Below are 16,068 nucleotides of genomic sequence, written 5' to 3'. Positions count from 1 at the left end.
ATTAGTTTAGGTTTTTGGTGTTAGCCATGGCTACTTCAAGTGGCATTACTAATTTATCTTTTCCGTAAATAAAATCTTCACGATCGTATTGTGCAGGCACTAATTCTTTTGAAATCGTCATGTAAATAGCATCTTTAGGACAAGCCTCTTCACATAAACCACAGAAAATACAACGCAACATGTTGATTTCATAGATTTCAGCATATTTTTCCTCACGGTACAAATGTTCTTCACCGGGTTTACGCTCTGCCGCTTTCATGGTAATGGCTTCTGCGGGGCAAGTAAGTGCACATAACCCACAAGCGGTACAGTTTTCACGTCCTTGTTCATCGCGTTTCAAGGTATGCTTTCCGCGGTAAACGGGACTGAATTCACGGACTTGTTCAGGGTAGTGAATGGTTGCTTTTCTTCGGAAAAAGTGTTTAATGGTAATCAACAACCCTTTAATGATTGCGACCAAGTAAAGACGCTCCCAAAACGTCATTTCCTTGTGGGAAACTTGTTTTTTCTTGCCAGAGAGCGAAATGTTCTGAATTGATGTTGCCATAGAACAGGTTCTTATTTAAAAGCCAGAATACAAATTCCGGTGATCATAATATTAATAATTGAAAGTGGAATCAAAATTTTCCAACCCAAATTCATCAATTGGTCATAACGGAAGCGTGGAATCGTCCAACGCACCCACATATAAAAGAAGATGAAGGCGCAGATTTTTACAAATAAAACGGCAATTCCGATAAGGGTTGCAATATTCGTTCCCAAATGAATGCCTGCCCAGTCCATACCGGGATAATTATACCCACCAAAATATAAGACTGCCAAAATAGTAGATGAGATAAACATATTGGCATATTCAGCAAACAGATAGAAGCCCATTTTCATGGATGAATATTCGGTATGGTACCCCCCGATCAATTCACTTTCGCATTCGGCTAAGTCAAAAGGAGTTCGGTTGGTTTCGGCAAAAGCACAAATTAAAAAGATTAAAAATCCAACGGGTTGATAAAATACATTCCAATCCATACCGTGTTGTTGCTCAGTAATGGCACGCAAACTAAGTGATCCACTCATCATTAACAATGCGATAATAGAAAGACCCATAGCTACTTCATACGACACCATTTGCGAAGCCGCACGAACAGCTCCCATCAATGAGAATTTATTGTTGGAAGCCCAACCACCAATCATAATGCCATAAACGCCCACAGAGATTACACCAAAAATGTACAATAACGAAACGTCAATGTCGGTAGCTTGTAGGATAACCGTACGTCCAAAAATTTCTAATTTATCGCCCCATGGAATCACCGCACTAGTAATTAACGCTGTAGCCATAGCGACACCTGGACCTACAAAAAACAAAAACTTGTTGGGGGTGTTAGGTTCAAATTCTTCTTTCGCAAAAAGTTTCAACCCGTCTGCTAAAGGTTGTAATAAACCACCCCATCCCGCTCGGTTGGGTCCTACACGATCTTGAAGAAATGCAGCTACTTTTCTTTCTGCCCAAGTAGAATACATGGCCATGAGCATTGTGACCGCAAAAATGACTACGATGAAAATACTTTTTTCAATAATTAATGCACTATCCATATTATTGTTTTACTTCGGTTCCGTCAATTTTTTTGTTGTAGTCAATGTCCGCCATACTGATTTTCTTACGATCTTCATCACGGCCCATTAAGATACCGCGTTCGGTGTTGATAATCACTTTCTCAAGTTTTCGACTGTAGTTGTTGACATTGATTACCGAGTCTTTTTCAAACTTACGTGGGCCTTCAATAGTCCAATCGGAAACTTCTTTTTTGTCATAACGACAGGTGTTGCAAATGAAATCTTCGACTTCATGGTATTCATCTTTACGAGCTGTAACCCGTTGAATTTCATTTCCAAACATCCAAACGGTTACTTTACCGCAACAGCCCGGTGTAGTACATTCACGGTGTGCATTGAACGGTTTGTTGAACCAAACACGCGATTTGAATCGGAATGTTTTATCGGTAAGTGCTCCAACAGGACATACATCAATCATATTTCCTGAGAATTCATTTTCAATAGCGGCCGAAACCATGGTAGAAATTTGCGCATGATCTCCACGATTCAAAACGCCATGGACACGGTAGTCGGTTAATTGTTCAGCTACTTGTACGCAACGTTGACAAAGAATGCAACGATTCATGTGCAATTGAATTTTATCACCGATATTTTCGGGTTCAAACGTGCGTTTTTCCTCAATAAATCGGGTATTGGCATGACCGTGTTCAAAACTCAAATTTTGCAAATCACATTCTCCTGCTTGGTCACAAACGGGACAGTCCAAAGGGTGATTGATCAACAAAAATTCAGTTACTGCTTTACGGGCTTCCGTTACGCGGTCAGACGTTTTACTTTTAACTTCCATACCGTCCATACAACCGGTAACGCAAGAGGCTACTAGTTTTGGCATTGGGGTAGGATTGGCGTCGCTTCCTTTGGTTACTTCAACCAAACAACAACGGCATTTTCCTCCAGAACCCTTAAGTTTGGAGTAGTAACACATCGCTGGAGGAACTACATCCCCTCCAATCATTCGTGCTGCTTGTAAGATGGTGGTTCCAGCTTCAACCTCGATTTCGTGTCCGTCAATTGTTACTTTCATCTTCTTGTAGGTTATCTAGTGCGTAAGCAAACGACTTAACGCAGTTATTGATTTAAACAGTTTGTGGAGCCACTAGGTGACGAACTTTTTCGAAAGGTTCGTGTGTGAAATGGTCTCGATTTTTAATTTTTTCAGGGAAACGAACATGGTATTCAAATTCCTCTCTAAAGTGACGAATAGCAGCTGCTACAGGCCATGATGCGGCATCGCCCAAAGGACAAATTGTATTTCCTTCAATTTTAGATTGAATGCTCCACAACAATTCGATATCTTCTTCACGGCCTTCCCCGTTTTCGATGCGCCACAATACTTTTTCTAACCAACCCGTTCCTTCCCGGCAAGGGGTACATTGTCCACAGCTTTCATGGTGGTAAAAACGGGCAAAATTCCAAGTATTTCGCACGATACAGGCTCGGTCATCGTAAACAATAAATCCGCCTGAACCCAACATAGAACCTGTGGCAAAACCACCGTCTGATAAACTTTCATAGGTCATCAAGCGGTCGTCTCCGTTGGCTGTTTTATAAATTAAATGAGCGGGTAAAATAGGTACAGAACTACCTCCAGGCACCAAGGCTTTCAAAGGTCGATCAGTTTCCATACCGCCACAATATTCGTCTGAATTAATAAATTCTTCTACCGAAATACCCAACTCAATTTCGTAAACCCCAGGTTTTTTGATATTTCCTGAAGCAGAAATTAATTTGGTTCCTGTAGAACGTCCAATTCCTATCGCTGCATAATCGGCTCCCGAATTATTGATAATCCATGGCACCGCAGCAATAGATTCTACATTATTCACTACGGTTGGATTAGCCCACAATCCACTGATAGCCGGGAAAGGCGGTTTCAAACGCGGGTTTCCTCGTTTTCCTTCTAACGATTCAATCAATGCGGTCTCTTCACCGCAAATGTAGGCACCGGCACCACAATGTACGTATAAGTCCAAATCAAATCCTGACCCTTGAATGTTTTTACCCAACCAACCCGCAGCGTAAGCTTCTTGAATCGCGCGCTCGAGTATTTTATAGACCCACATATATTCCCCGCGAATATAAATATAGGAGAGGTTGGCCTCTAACGCGATACTCGAAGTAATCATTCCTTCAATCAATAAATGCGGAATGTATTCCATCAAGTAACGGTCTTTAAAAGTCCCCGGTTCCGATTCGTCTGCATTGCATACGAGGTGTCTCGGTTTACCTGATTTTTTGTCGATAAAACTCCATTTCATTCCCACGGGAAATCCTGCTCCACCACGGCCGCGCAATCCAGAAGCTTTTACTTCTTCAATGATGGCTTCGGGAGTCATTTTTAACGCTTTTTCGACGGAAGCATAACCGCCCTCACGACGATATACTTCATACGATTTAATTCCAGGGACATTAATTTTGTCCAGTAATATCTTTCTTCCCATGATACTATTTGTCGTAAAAAGTTATATTACCCGCTTTGCAGTCGTCAATGAGCTGATCAATTTTTTCTTTGGTCAAATGTTCATGGTAGTAATCGCCCAATTGCAACATCGGGGCATACCCACAGGCTCCTAAACATTCTACACCTCGCACTTCAAAAAGTCCGTCAGTAGTTGGTTGCGCAATTCCTACATTGAGTTTTTGACAGGTATATTCCATCAAATCTTCTACACCGCGTTGGCAGCAGGGTGAAGTTTGACAAAATTCCAACATATATTTTCCAACGGGTCTCTGGTTAAACATGGTATAAAACGTCACCACTTCATAGACCTCAATAGGTTTTAATTCCAAAATTTCGGCTACTTTGTTTTGGAGTTCAATGCTCAACCAGTTTTCGTGAGCATCTTGGACTTCATGCAAAACAGGGAGCAATGCCGACTTCTTTTTGTCAGCAGGATAATGGCTCACCAACTCGTTAATACGGGCCATCAAAGCATCCGTAATATTTATTTCTTGGGTGTAATGGTGTTTTTCCATAAGATTAAGCGTCTAATTCGCCTGCAATTACATTTAAACTGGATAAGATCACAATAGCATCCGAGAGCATGGCTCCTTTAATCATTTCAGGGTAAGCTTGGTAATAAATGTAACAAGGTCTTCTAAATTTCAAACGATAAGGAGTACGACTACCGTCAGCAATTAAATAAAAACCTAATTCACCATTACCTCCTTCAACTGCGTGGTAGATTTCTTCCACAGGAACAGGGACTTCTCCCATTACAATTTTGAAATGGTAAATTAAGCTTTCCATGTTGTTGTACACCTCTTCTTTAGGTGGAAGATAGTAGTCAGGAACATCAGCATGATGAGGTCCTTCAGGGAGTTTGGCAAGGGCTTGGCGAATGATAGACAAACTTCCCCAAACTTCTGCATTACGGACGCAAAAACGGTCATAAGTATCTCCTGATTGTCCTACAGGAATTTCAAAGTCGAAATCGTCATACGAAGAATACGGTGCGGCTTTACGTACATCGTAGTCAATTCCCGCCGCGCGGAGATTAGGACCCGTAAATCCATATTCCATGGCGCGTTCTGCGGTAATTGGACCTACATTTACCGTGCGATCGATGAAAATTCGGTTGCGTTCGAATAAGTTTTCAAACTCTTTCCAAGCCACTGGAAATTCTTCTAAGAAGGCATTGAGTTTGCGGAACGCTTCCTCCGACCAATCGCGTTCAAAACCGCCAATACGACCCATGTTGGTCGTTAATCGTGCCCCACAAATTTCTTCGTAGATCTCATATATTTTTTCGCGGAATTGGAATACATAGAGGAATCCTGTATAGGCTCCTGTATCCACACCGAGAATGGAATTACAGATGATATGGTCAGCAATACGTGCCAATTCCATCACAATAACGCGAAGGTATTGCGCCCGTTTTGGAACGTCAATTTTCAATAGTTTTTCGACCGTCATCCACCACGCCATATTATTGATGGGGGAGGAACAGTAATTCATTCGGTCGGTCAATACATTGATTTGATAGAAAGCGCGATTTTCGGCAATTTTCTCAAACGCACGATGGATATAGCCTACAGTAGGTTCGGCATCCAAAATGCGTTCCCCATCCATTAAAAGAATGTTTTGGAAAATACCATGCGTGGCGGGGTGTGTTGGTCCCAAATTGAGAATCGAAAGTTCGCTACCGTCTTCGTTGCGACGACTTTCAATAATCTTGGCATATCGATGTTCCGGAGGTAAGAGTAAATCGGACATGTATGAGTATGAATTACATTAACAATTAGCGGGAGTTCTCCCAAAGAATCGGTCGTCTTTATCGGTGCGCCCACTGTCTTCCATTGGGAATTCTTTACGCATCGGAAACGACACCATTTCATCCATATTTAAGATGCGTTTCAATTGCGGGTGGCCTTGGAATTGTATGCCATAAAAGTCATACGCCTCTCGTTCCATCCAATTGGCACATAAAAATAAATCAGTAATTGTAGCCACTTCAGGTTCTTGATTTAGATAGGTTCGTACACGAATGCGTGTATTTTCGACCCAATTGTGAAGTTGGTAAACTACTGCAAACTGATGATCATCGTCGTTATCTGGGTAATGTACTCCTGCTAAATCAGTTAGAAAATGGAAGTTTAATTCTTCGTCTTCTTTTAAAAAACGAATAACCTCGTGTATAATTGAAGCATCTGCTTCAAACGAAAAAATGTCACGTTGCATTTCGAAGGAGCGTACCTGCTCACCAAATTGACTCGTGACTTTTTCCTGAATATGAACGGTTTCTATAGCCATAATTACAGGTTGTAGGAAGCTAATAATTCTTTGTATTCTGGGGAGTTTCTACGACGTACCGATTCGTTTTTCACTAAGTCCTGCAATTGCATTACACCTTGAACAATTTGTTCGGGGCGTGGAGGACACCCAGGCACATATACGTCTACTGGAATTACCTTGTCAATACCTTGTAATACAGAATACGTGTCAAAAACACCTCCCGATGAGGCACAAGCTCCAACAGCAATGACCCAGCGAGGCTCACTCATTTGCTCGTATACCTGACGTAAAATCGGCGCCATTTTTTTGGAAATCGTTCCCATCACCAACAACATATCCGCTTGTCGCGGAGAGAAACTTACACGCTCCGATCCGAAACGCGCTAAATCGTAATGCGATGCCATGGTAGCCATAAATTCAATACCACAACAAGAAGTGGCAAAAGGCAACGGCCAAAGTGAATTAGCTCGTGCTAAACCGACTACATCGCTTAATTTGGTTGCGAAAAATCCTTCGCCTGTGACTCCTTCTGGTGGAGCTGCCATTTTGGGTGTATTATTTTCCATAGCAAAGAAGTTTTATTCCCATTCCAAGGCTTTCTTTTTAATGATATAAAAGAAGCCAACCAGTAGAAGGGACATGAAAATAATCATTTTTATCATACCATCGTAGCCCAATTCTTTGAAGTTCACCGCCCAAGGATAAAGAAAAATCACTTCAACGTCAAACAACACAAATAGGATAGCTACCAAGAAATATTTTACAGAAAACGGGATACGGGCATTACCAATCGATTCAATTCCACATTCGAAGTTTTTGTCTTTGTTTTGCGAATGTCTTTTTGGGCCTAAAAAGTCGGAACCAATAATCGTCAAAGCCACAAAAGATACAGCGATGCCAACCTGTATTAAAATCGGTAAAAAGTCAGTTTGTGTAGACTGCATACGACTCGTTTTTTTAAAATAGCCACAAATATACGCCTCAATATTGAAAACACAAAGATGTTAACCCCCCTTTATGAATTATTCAAGCGAAAATGTTTATTTAAATTTATTCTAAATAATTCAGTTCCCAAGTCAAAAAAAAACACTCCGTTTCGGGAGTGTTTTCATTCGGTAATCTGAAATCTATATATTTAGTTTTCAATAATTACTACGTCAATGGCTAATTTTCCTTTGCGACCGTCTTCTTCAACGTAAGACACATGGTCACCTTCTTTTAAGCCTTCTGATTTTAAACCGGTAGCATGAACAAAAATGTCCTTCCCAGTTTCGTCATTTACGATGAATCCAAATCCCTTAGACTCATTGAAAAATTTCACTTTTCCTGTTTGCATTGTAATGGGTAATAAATTAATTCGGCTAAAGGTAAACTTAAAATTTGATACCGCAAATTTTTAATGTTAAAATAATAAAAACTTTACAAAAAAATATTTTTAACACTGAAGAATGTGTTTATGAAATGCTTTAAATTGTGTGAAAATGACAAAAAAATACCGCAAGTGTTGCCAAAAAACCACACTTGCGATATGTTGAATGGGAATCTCCTAAAAATTAGGCGAGTCGAATATGAAGTTCACTTAATTGCGCATCATCAATCGGTGAAGGGGCATCAATCATCACGTCTCTTCCTGAATTATTTTTCGGGAAAGCAATGAAATCGCGTATCGTTTCTTGTCCCCCTAAAATCGCCACCAATCGGTCCAAACCAAAGGCTAAACCACCATGTGGAGGTGCGCCAAATTGGAAGGCATTCATCAAGAAGCCAAATTGTGCCTCGGCTTGTTCTTTGGTAAATCCTAACAACGAGAACATTTCGGCTTGCAAGGCTTTGTCGTGAATTCGAATCGATCCTCCTCCAATTTCATTTCCGTTTAACACCATATCATACGCATTGGCTCGAACTTTTCCTGGGTCGGTTTGTAAAAGGGCTTTGTCCTCGGGCTTGGGGGAAGTAAAGGGATGGTGCATCGCATGATAACGACCACTTTCTTCATCCCATTCCAATAGCGGGAAATCAACTACCCACAACGGCGCAAATTCATCGGATTTACGCAACCCTAAGCGTGTGGCCATTTCCATGCGCAAAGCCGATAATTGCGAACGCGTTTTATGCGCTGCACCCGACAATACCAAAATCAAATCACCGGGTTGAGCATGAGTCGCTTCTGCCCATTTTTTCAAATCGGTTTGATCATAAAATTTATCGACAGACGATTTTAATGTGCCGTCGGTTTCGTATTTGACATAGACCATTCCTTGTGCTCCAATTTGGGGTCGTTTTACCCAATCAATCAGCGCATCAATTTCTTTTCGGGAATAGCCTGCACAACCGGGTATGGCAATACCTACCACCAGTTCGGCGGCATTGAAAACTCCAAAATCTTTATGTTGCGCTACCGCATTGAGTTCGCCAAATTTCATATCAAAACGAATATCAGGCTTGTCATTTCCATACGTTTTCATGGCATATTCATACGTCATGCGCGGAAATTCGGCCACCTCTATTCCTTTTAAGGTTTTTAGCAAATGACGGGTCAATCCTTCAAATACATTTAAAATATCTTCTTGTTCCACAAAGGCCATTTCACAGTCGATCTGCGTAAACTCAGGCTGACGGTCGGCACGCAAATCCTCATCGCGAAAGCATTTTACAATTTGAAAATACTTATCCATACCGCCCACCATCAACAATTGCTTGAACGTTTGTGGCGATTGCGGTAAGGCATAAAATTGTCCTTCGTTCATACGACTAGGGACCACAAAATCGCGCGCGCCTTCGGGGGTGGATTTAATTAAATAAGGGGTTTCAATTTCACAAAAATCCAAATTAGATAGGTAGTTTCGAACTTCCATGGCAACCTTATGGCGAAACAACAACGCATTTTTTACAGGATTTCGACGAATATCTAAATAGCGGTATTTCATGCGTAAATCTTCCCCTCCATCCGTTTCATCTTCAATGGTAAAAGGTGGAAGTTGCGCTTCATTTAAAATTGTAAGTTCTGAAACCAAGATTTCGATATCTCCTGTAGGCATGTTTGGGTTTTTGGATTCCCGTTCAATCACGGTTCCTTTTACTTGAATCACATATTCGCGTCCCAACGATTTGGCTTGTTGAAATACATGTCCCAGGGTACGTTGCTCATCAAAAATTAGTTGTGTAACCCCATAGCGATCGCGTAAATCGGCCCAAATCAAAAATCCTTTGTCACGGGTTTTTTGTACCCATCCTGCCAAAGTAACTTCTTGTCCTACGTGCGCTGCATTTAAGGCGCCACAAGTATGTGTTCTATACATGTTTCCTGCTATTTGATTGTAATCGTTGTTTTGCATTCAAAATTCGATTGCAAAAATAACGAAAAGCCACGACAACTGCATGGGAAATTACAACTTTAGCGCGTCAGGGTTTACCCTAAACTGAACCGATGTTAAAATCGACACGCTCTCATTTTTTTCGTTACCTTTGATTGATGTAAATGAAGATAACTATTTTTTGTATGAAAAAAATGCTAGGCTTAATGGCCGTTTTATTTAGTGCGATGGTTTGGGCGCAAGATCAAGTGGCGTTGAAAATTGAAATTACCAATCGTATCGGCGATGTGGTGTACATCAAGAACAGTATGGGTAAAGATGTACAACAAATTAATGTCAATGACAAAGGATTCTTTGAAGCGCGTTTTGGCGTAGCTGAGGGGATGTACTTTTTGTTTGATGGCGCCGAATACGCTCGTTTGTTTTTGAAAAATGGGTTTGATTTAACCGCTCAGTTGGATGCAAAAGCGTTTGATGCTACTTTAAAATTTAGCGGGAAAGGTGCTCCTGAAAATAATTTCTTGGCCGACAAGACCCGTCAAGATGCTACCGTGGAAGCTGAATTTATGAAGTTAGAAACCGATGAAGCCGTCAATCAATTTTGTGAGCAACAAAAAAATGCCGTCTATCAAAAATTGGAAGCGGGCACGTTTGATCCCAAATTTGTGTCCAATGTAAAGTTGATGGCGGTGCAAGAGTTGATGCAAATGAAGACATATTTTAAAGAGTCGAAAGCCAAGTCCAAAATGAATGGAACCAAAGCGCCTAACTTTGAATATGTTGATGTGACAGGAAAAAAAGTCAAGTTGGAAGATTTCAAAGGGCAGTACGTATATATTGACATTTGGGCTACGTGGTGCGGTCCTTGTCGTGCGGAAATTCCAGCGTTGAAGCAAACCGAAGCCAAATATCATGGGAAAAAAATTGCTTTTGTAAGTATTTCCGTTGATGTGGATAAGGATTTTGAAAAATGGAAAAAATTTGTGGCCGAAAAGGAATTGGGGGGTACACAATTATTTGCTGATAAAAATTGGGAGTCCGATTTTATGAAGCATTTTGGGGTAACGTCAATTCCGCGATTTTTACTCATCGACCCTCAAGGAAATGTGGTAAATGCTGATGCCAATCGCCCTTCTGATCCAAAATTGACCGCTATTTTAGATAAATTGCCCTTGTAGACTTTTTTACCAATATACTTCTGAAACGCCCGTAAATACTACTACGGGCGTTTTTTTTGCTCATTAGCCAATGTTAAATTTTTCCCTAATGTTACCAAATTGTTAAGCGAATGTTTGGTTTGTGTAAAATAGTTCGATACATTTGTATATCAATAATTTGAAAAACCTACTAGAAAATGAAAAAGTATATCGTAATGGCAGCTGTGTTAATCGGTGGATTGGCTACTGCGCAGCAAAAGCAACCGGTGTTGGAGGAAGTGAATGGTATGGTAAAAGCTACCTATTATTATGAAGATGGAAAAGTACAACAAGAAGGATACTTCAAAGACGGGAAATTAGAAGGGAAATGGATTTCTTTCGACCAAACGGGAAATAAAATTGCTATTGCGGAATATACCAATGGTGAGAAAACTGGTAAATGGTTCTTCTGGAATGAGCGTAATCTTTCGGAAGTAGATTATACACAAGGCGCAATTGCTGAAGTGAAAGTCTGGAGTCGTGAGGCCGTAGCCGACAAAAATTAATAAAGGATATTGATTCAAAAAAAGGGACGTTCAATTGAACGTCCCTTTTTTTATGCTTCCGCTTCCAAGCGTGCTTTTTTTCGATCACGCAAACGGTACTTGATGCGTTTTACTAAGAAGAACATCACGGGTACAATTACTAAGGTAAGAATGGTCGCGTACGTAAGTCCAAAGATGATGGTCCACGCCAAGGGGCTCCAGAAAATAACGTTATCACCTCCTATAAATATGTGCGGATTCAACTCGGTAATCAACGTAAAGAAATTGAAGTTCAGTCCGATCGCTAAGGGAATCAATCCCAAAACAGCGGTCAGTGCCGTCAACAATACGGGACGAAGACGTGATTTGCCCGATTCCACGATGACTTCCTTGATTTCGTCTAAGGTCAAATCATCATGACTTTCCACTCCTTTTTCTTCTACTTTTCGATCCATCAACAAAACGAAGAAGTCCATAAGTACAATACCATTTTTCACCACAATACCTGCCAGCGAAATGATTCCCATCATGGTCATTAGGATAACGAAATCCATATTGGCAATTACATAGCCATAGAATACACCACTAAAACTGAGCAATACGGTGAACAAGATGACCATTGTTTTTGAGATGGAGTTGAACTGTAAAACAATGATCAACGTGATTCCAGCAATAGCCAATAAAAATGCAATATTCAAAAACGCTTGGTTTTTTCCTTGCTCTTCTTGTACACCCGAGAAGCCATAATTAATGTCCTTTGGAAAAGGATAGCCTTCCAATTGTTTGGCAATGTCTTTGGTGATAGCATCGGCATTGTATCCGGTCAACACGTTGGAATAAATAGTCATGACGCGCTTGTGATTTTTGCGCTTGATCATGTTGAAGGTATTTGTTTTCTTGGTGTCTGAAACTGCCGAAATTGGCACCTGCATGATTTGACCGTTATTCGGATTGCGGAAGGTCAACGATTGATTGAATAAAATATTTTCATTTTTTCGTTGGTCTTCTTGCATACGCATCACAATATTGTAGTCATCGTCGCCATCTTTGTAGGTTGAAATTTCCTGGCCGTACACCGAACGACGTAAGGTAAATCCGAGTTGACCGGTTGAAATACCCAAACTCCCTGCATTGGCGCGATCGACGGTCACTTCAAGTTCGGGACTGTCTTTGTTGATGTCGACTTGAAGTTTTTCAATTCCTTCAATATTTTTGGCATTGAGATAGGCAATAATTTTTTGCGCTTCGGCAAGCATGGCTTCATAATCTTCTCCTCGAAGTTCCAAACTGATAGGGTACCCCGCTGGTGGTCCGTTGGAATCTTTTTCAACCGTTACCGTTGCTCCAGGAATTCCTTTTACTGATTGACGAATTTCTTCCAATAAATCGGCGGTATTGATGCCCCGACGAAATTTAAACTCTCTGAAATTTACCGTTACTTTTCCTTTGTAAGGCGTTTCATTAGCAGAACCCGCATCTATATTCGGATTTCCAGCACCGACACCCACTTGCGAAACAATGGATTCGGCCAAGAAGTTTTTATTTTCTTGGGTATCCACGTATTTGCTAAGAATTCCGATGATTTGTTTTTCCACAAAAAGGGTTGCTTTATTGGTTTTTTCAATGTCAGTTCCTTGTGGATATTCAATATACGTAATGACTTGATTTGGAATATTATCGGGGAAGAACAATACTTTTCGCGGAAAAATTCCCAACAAAACAAACGAGAGTACCAGCATACCAATGATTCCGAAAAAGGCATACCAAGCCCGTCTTCCGGTGAGGATTTTTGCCAAAAACACTTTGTATTTTTCTTCCATTCTAGGAAAGAAGCTGTGCTGAAAATCTTGGGTCCATTGGTAAATTTTCAAATGGTAAGCCCACATCATACCCAAAACCAAAACAGCAATATGCCCCATTGATTTCAAGAAAACACTTCCTGTGGTATAGCCCGCTATGAGGAAAATTACAGCGCCCAATCCGATAAAGATCGAATTGCGTTTCAACCCTTTTCGTTTGATATTTCGGTCTTCAATATCCATCGAACCTCCTGTCATCGCTGCATTGACAACCATCGCTACAAATAACGAGGCGCCTAAGGTTACTGATAGTGTAAGCGGGAAGTAAATCATAAATTTACCCATCGTGCCGGGCCATAAAGCAAAGGGTAAAAACGCCATAAGAGTGGTCGCTGTTGAAGAGATTACCGGCCAAGCAATTTCACCAATACCCAATTTGGACGCTTGAATGCGCGACATTCCTTTTTTCATATTGGCAAATACGTTGTCTACCACCACGATTCCGTCATCTACGAGCATCCCGAGTCCCATGACCAAACCGAAAAGCACCATCGTATTTAAGGTTTTCCCCATAGAAGCCAACAAGGCAAAGGCAATAAACATGGAGAGCGGAATGGCAGCCCCTACGAAAAGTGAGTTGCGTAAGCCCATAGTAAACATCAATACGAGCATTACCAAGATGATCCCAAAAATGATGTGGTTGGACAATTCGTCTACCTGGTGTTCAACGCGTGACGATTGGTCGCTGGTTAATTCAATGGTTAAATTTTTCGGCAAATAATTGGCTTGCGCTTCACTTACTTTTTCACGTGCTTGTTCAATGGCCGAAATCATATTTTCACCCGAACGTTTTTTCACATTAAGCATCACCACTTCTTTCCCTTTTTCTCGGGCATAAGTCGTGCGTTCTTTTTCTTTAAAGCGAATGGTCGCAATGTCTTTGAGGTAAACGGAACCACCAAATGATTTTACAATAATATCATTCAGTTCGGCGGGATCTTTCATTTCTCCGATGATGCGAATGTTGTTGCGCGATCCTTGTGAAATTAAGTTTCCTCCCGAAAGTGTCATGTTTTCATTGCGAACGGTACTTTGAATATCGTCAAAGCTCACTTGCGCTGCCGTCATTTTGAAAATGTCAACAGCAATCTCCACTTCTTTATCGTCAACCCCTAAAATTTCTACCTTTTTTACCTCGGGCACTTCTTCAATAGCATCTTGTAGTTTTTCCCCAAACTTTTTCAATTGTTGCGCGGTATAATCTCCTTTGAGGTTGATATTTAAAATAGGTACTTCTTCCGAAATGTTCAATTCAAAAACATTCGGTTCCACTTTACTTCCGTTGTCTAGATTGGGCCAATCGGTATCGGCTTTGGCATTGTCTGCTTTGTCTTTGATTTTCTGTTTGGCCAATTCAATGCCAATTTTATCATCAAATTCGACAATAATCATTCCATAATCTTGAAAAGAGCTTGAGGTAATTTTGGTTACCCCACTGATGTTTTTAAACTCTTTCTCCAAGGGTTTGATAACCAATTTTTCCACATCTTCGGCCGAGTTCCCGGGGAAAACCGATGAAATATAAACCTTGTTTTCAATGATTTCTGGAAAATCCTCTCGTGGCATGGTGATGTACGAGTAGATACCAGCCACCACGATGATGAAGGTGAGAATGTAAACCGTAACGCGATTATCTACCGCCCAACTGGATATGCTAAATTCTTTGTTATGTTTGCTCATGTTTGTTGTTATGAGATGGTTTTATTTTTATTAAAAATTCAACTTCATTCCCTCTGAAATCGTGTTTACGCCATCGGTGACAATCACATCATCAGCGCTAACGCCTTCCAAAATTTCGGTCAAATTATCGGAAGATTGTCCTGTTTTCACTAGGGTCTTCTTGGCTTTACCTGTTTTTCCATCCCGATCGATCACCGTATAGACATAGCTGTTTCCTTCGGCATCTTTTTGAATCACGTTGGAAGGAACAACCACCGCATTTTTGTTGGTATAATCAATGATGCGCAATTTAGCAACCTGATTCGGACGCAATAATCCTTGGGGGTTGGGCACACTCACCTCAATACCAAAGCTACGGTTGCTAGGGTTGATAAATTTACCCACTTGACGCACTTTACCTTTGTACATTTTCCCAATAGAGGTTAGTAATACATCCACATCAGTACCCACTTTTAATTTACCTACATACGTTTCAGGTACAGTCGTCGACACATACATGTTGCTAACATTGACAATACGCATCAATCCTTGTGGTGAACCCGGACCTACCACTTGTCCTTTTTCAACATACACTTCATCAATAGTTCCCGAGAACGGAGCGCGAATGATGGTTTTGGCCAATTGTGCTTTCAATTGCGCTACTCCTTTTTGGGCAGTTACCATGTTGGTTTGCGCTTGTAAGTATTGCATTTCAGAACCAATTTTCTTGTCCCATAAGTTTTTCTGACGGTCGAAATTGGTTTTGGCCAAAGCGTATTGGTTTTCCAAACTCGCCAATTGCTGACTTAATCCAGCATCGTCCACGCGGCCCAAGATTTGTCCTTTGCTCACTGGCTGCCCCGCTTTAACATTCAAGGCGATTAAGGTTCCGCTGAATTCAGGTTGAATAAGAATGTTTTCTTTCGTATCCACATTTCCTTGTACTTCAAGATAATGGTTGAAAAGCGTGTCTTTTACCGTAGCAATGCCTACTAACGCTTCATCCACTTTAACATTCAAGGCACTTAGGGCAGCGTCAATTTTATTGATATCGGCTTGTAGTTGCGATTTTTTTGCTTGTAATTCGGTTACTTTTTTGCCTTCAATCAAGGCGTCAATCGAAGCGGATGATGCTTCTTTTTGGCCACAAGAAATCAAAAGGGCTGTGGTCAGAACGAGGGTGATATATTTTTTCATGTGAGGAAAGTT

The 16,068-nt window shown here is 40.9% G+C and carries 15 protein-coding genes; 2 read left to right on the top strand and 13 right to left on the bottom strand.

What is annotated here, in order from left to right; genetic code table 11:
• Position 1: 1 nt before the first annotated feature.
• The 11 genes from Q0037_RS09425 to aspS all read right to left on the bottom strand — a co-directional run bounded on the left by Q0037_RS09425 (position 2) and on the right by aspS (position 9,645).
• Complete coding sequence (locus Q0037_RS09425; protein ID WP_073360736.1) at positions 2-547, bottom strand: NADH-quinone oxidoreductase subunit I; 546 nt, start codon at positions 545-547, stop codon at positions 2-4.
• Positions 548-558: 11 nt separating this feature from the next.
• On the bottom strand, positions 559-1,590 hold the full coding sequence (gene nuoH, locus Q0037_RS09420) for an NADH-quinone oxidoreductase subunit NuoH (RefSeq protein WP_297517502.1): 1,032 nt from the start codon (positions 1,588-1,590) through the stop codon (positions 559-561).
• 1 nt (position 1,591) lies between these two features.
• A complete protein-coding gene (locus tag Q0037_RS09415; RefSeq protein WP_297517500.1) occupies positions 1,592-2,635 on the bottom strand; it encodes a 2Fe-2S iron-sulfur cluster-binding protein in 1,044 nt (347 codons plus the stop codon).
• A gap of 52 nt (positions 2,636-2,687) precedes the next feature.
• Complete coding sequence (nuoF, locus tag Q0037_RS09410) at positions 2,688-4,052, bottom strand: NADH-quinone oxidoreductase subunit NuoF (protein ID WP_297517498.1); 1,365 nt, start codon at positions 4,050-4,052, stop codon at positions 2,688-2,690.
• 4 nt (positions 4,053-4,056) lie between these two features.
• Positions 4,057-4,587, bottom strand: coding sequence for an NAD(P)H-dependent oxidoreductase subunit E (locus Q0037_RS09405; RefSeq protein ID WP_297517496.1), 531 nt, complete (start codon positions 4,585-4,587; stop codon positions 4,057-4,059).
• A gap of 4 nt (positions 4,588-4,591) precedes the next feature.
• Positions 4,592-5,827, bottom strand: a complete 1,236-nt coding sequence (locus Q0037_RS09400; protein WP_297517494.1) for an NADH-quinone oxidoreductase subunit D — start codon at positions 5,825-5,827, stop codon at positions 4,592-4,594.
• An 18-nt stretch (positions 5,828-5,845) separates the two neighbouring features.
• Positions 5,846-6,364, bottom strand: a complete 519-nt coding sequence (locus Q0037_RS09395) for an NADH-quinone oxidoreductase subunit C (protein ID WP_297517492.1) — start codon at positions 6,362-6,364, stop codon at positions 5,846-5,848.
• Between the two features lie 2 nt (positions 6,365-6,366).
• On the bottom strand, positions 6,367-6,912 hold the full coding sequence (locus Q0037_RS09390; protein WP_297517490.1) for an NADH-quinone oxidoreductase subunit B: 546 nt from the start codon (positions 6,910-6,912) through the stop codon (positions 6,367-6,369).
• A 12-nt stretch (positions 6,913-6,924) separates the two neighbouring features.
• Positions 6,925-7,290: an NADH-quinone oxidoreductase subunit A gene (locus Q0037_RS09385; protein ID WP_297517488.1), complete on the bottom strand. Its 366-nt coding sequence runs from the start codon at positions 7,288-7,290 to the stop codon at positions 6,925-6,927.
• A 191-nt stretch (positions 7,291-7,481) separates the two neighbouring features.
• Positions 7,482-7,682 (bottom strand): cold-shock protein, encoded by a 201-nt coding sequence (locus Q0037_RS09380; protein WP_073361190.1) that lies wholly within the window; start codon positions 7,680-7,682, stop codon positions 7,482-7,484.
• A gap of 217 nt (positions 7,683-7,899) precedes the next feature.
• Positions 7,900-9,645: an aspartate--tRNA ligase gene (gene aspS, locus Q0037_RS09375; RefSeq protein ID WP_297517485.1), complete on the bottom strand. Its 1,746-nt coding sequence runs from the start codon at positions 9,643-9,645 to the stop codon at positions 7,900-7,902.
• 200 nt (positions 9,646-9,845) lie between these two features.
• Between aspS and Q0037_RS09370 the strand changes: the two genes are divergently transcribed.
• Positions 9,846-10,838 (top strand): TlpA disulfide reductase family protein, encoded by a 993-nt coding sequence (locus Q0037_RS09370; protein WP_297517483.1) that lies wholly within the window; start codon positions 9,846-9,848, stop codon positions 10,836-10,838.
• 176 nt (positions 10,839-11,014) lie between these two features.
• On the top strand, positions 11,015-11,362 hold the full coding sequence (locus Q0037_RS09365) for a membrane-binding protein (RefSeq protein WP_297517480.1): 348 nt from the start codon (positions 11,015-11,017) through the stop codon (positions 11,360-11,362).
• Positions 11,363-11,412: 50 nt separating this feature from the next.
• Here Q0037_RS09365 and Q0037_RS09360 read toward each other — a convergent pair whose 3' ends face one another.
• Both Q0037_RS09360 and Q0037_RS09355 read right to left on the bottom strand, forming a co-directional pair.
• A complete protein-coding gene (locus Q0037_RS09360) occupies positions 11,413-14,880 on the bottom strand; it encodes an efflux RND transporter permease subunit (RefSeq protein WP_297517478.1) in 3,468 nt (1,155 codons plus the stop codon).
• 30 nt (positions 14,881-14,910) lie between these two features.
• Entirely contained in the window at positions 14,911-16,056 is a 1,146-nt protein-coding gene (locus Q0037_RS09355) for an efflux RND transporter periplasmic adaptor subunit (protein WP_297517476.1), read from the bottom strand.
• Between the last annotated feature and the right edge of the window lie 12 nt (positions 16,057-16,068).

It is taken from the genome of Flavobacterium sp. (genome assembly GCF_027482425.1).
Lineage (GTDB): Bacteria > Bacteroidota > Bacteroidia > Flavobacteriales > Flavobacteriaceae > Flavobacterium.
This window is presented reverse-complemented; position numbering and strand designations above follow the sequence as displayed.

Coding starts and splice junctions, on each gene's coding strand:
- Q0037_RS09380 (WP_073361190.1), bottom strand. CDS start 7,682: ATGCAAACAGGAAAAGTGAAATTTTTCAATGAGTCTAAGGGATTTGGA.
- Q0037_RS09405 (WP_297517496.1), bottom strand. CDS start 4,587: ATGGAAAAACACCATTACACCCAAGAAATAAATATTACGGATGCTTTG.
- Q0037_RS09415 (WP_297517500.1), bottom strand. CDS start 2,635: ATGAAAGTAACAATTGACGGACACGAAATCGAGGTTGAAGCTGGAACC.
- Q0037_RS09370 (WP_297517483.1), top strand. CDS start 9,846: ATGAAAAAAATGCTAGGCTTAATGGCCGTTTTATTTAGTGCGATGGTT.
- Q0037_RS09385 (WP_297517488.1), bottom strand. CDS start 7,290: ATGCAGTCTACACAAACTGACTTTTTACCGATTTTAATACAGGTTGGC.
- Q0037_RS09400 (WP_297517494.1), bottom strand. CDS start 5,827: ATGTCCGATTTACTCTTACCTCCGGAACATCGATATGCCAAGATTATT.
- Q0037_RS09360 (WP_297517478.1), bottom strand. CDS start 14,880: ATGAGCAAACATAACAAAGAATTTAGCATATCCAGTTGGGCGGTAGAT.
- nuoF (WP_297517498.1), bottom strand. CDS start 4,052: ATGGGAAGAAAGATATTACTGGACAAAATTAATGTCCCTGGAATTAAA.
- Q0037_RS09365 (WP_297517480.1), top strand. CDS start 11,015: ATGAAAAAGTATATCGTAATGGCAGCTGTGTTAATCGGTGGATTGGCT.
- aspS (WP_297517485.1), bottom strand. CDS start 9,645: ATGTATAGAACACATACTTGTGGCGCCTTAAATGCAGCGCACGTAGGA.
- Q0037_RS09355 (WP_297517476.1), bottom strand. CDS start 16,056: ATGAAAAAATATATCACCCTCGTTCTGACCACAGCCCTTTTGATTTCT.
- Q0037_RS09395 (WP_297517492.1), bottom strand. CDS start 6,364: ATGGCTATAGAAACCGTTCATATTCAGGAAAAAGTCACGAGTCAATTT.
- Q0037_RS09425 (WP_073360736.1), bottom strand. CDS start 547: ATGGCAACATCAATTCAGAACATTTCGCTCTCTGGCAAGAAAAAACAA.
- Q0037_RS09390 (WP_297517490.1), bottom strand. CDS start 6,912: ATGGAAAATAATACACCCAAAATGGCAGCTCCACCAGAAGGAGTCACA.
- nuoH (WP_297517502.1), bottom strand. CDS start 1,590: ATGGATAGTGCATTAATTATTGAAAAAAGTATTTTCATCGTAGTCATT.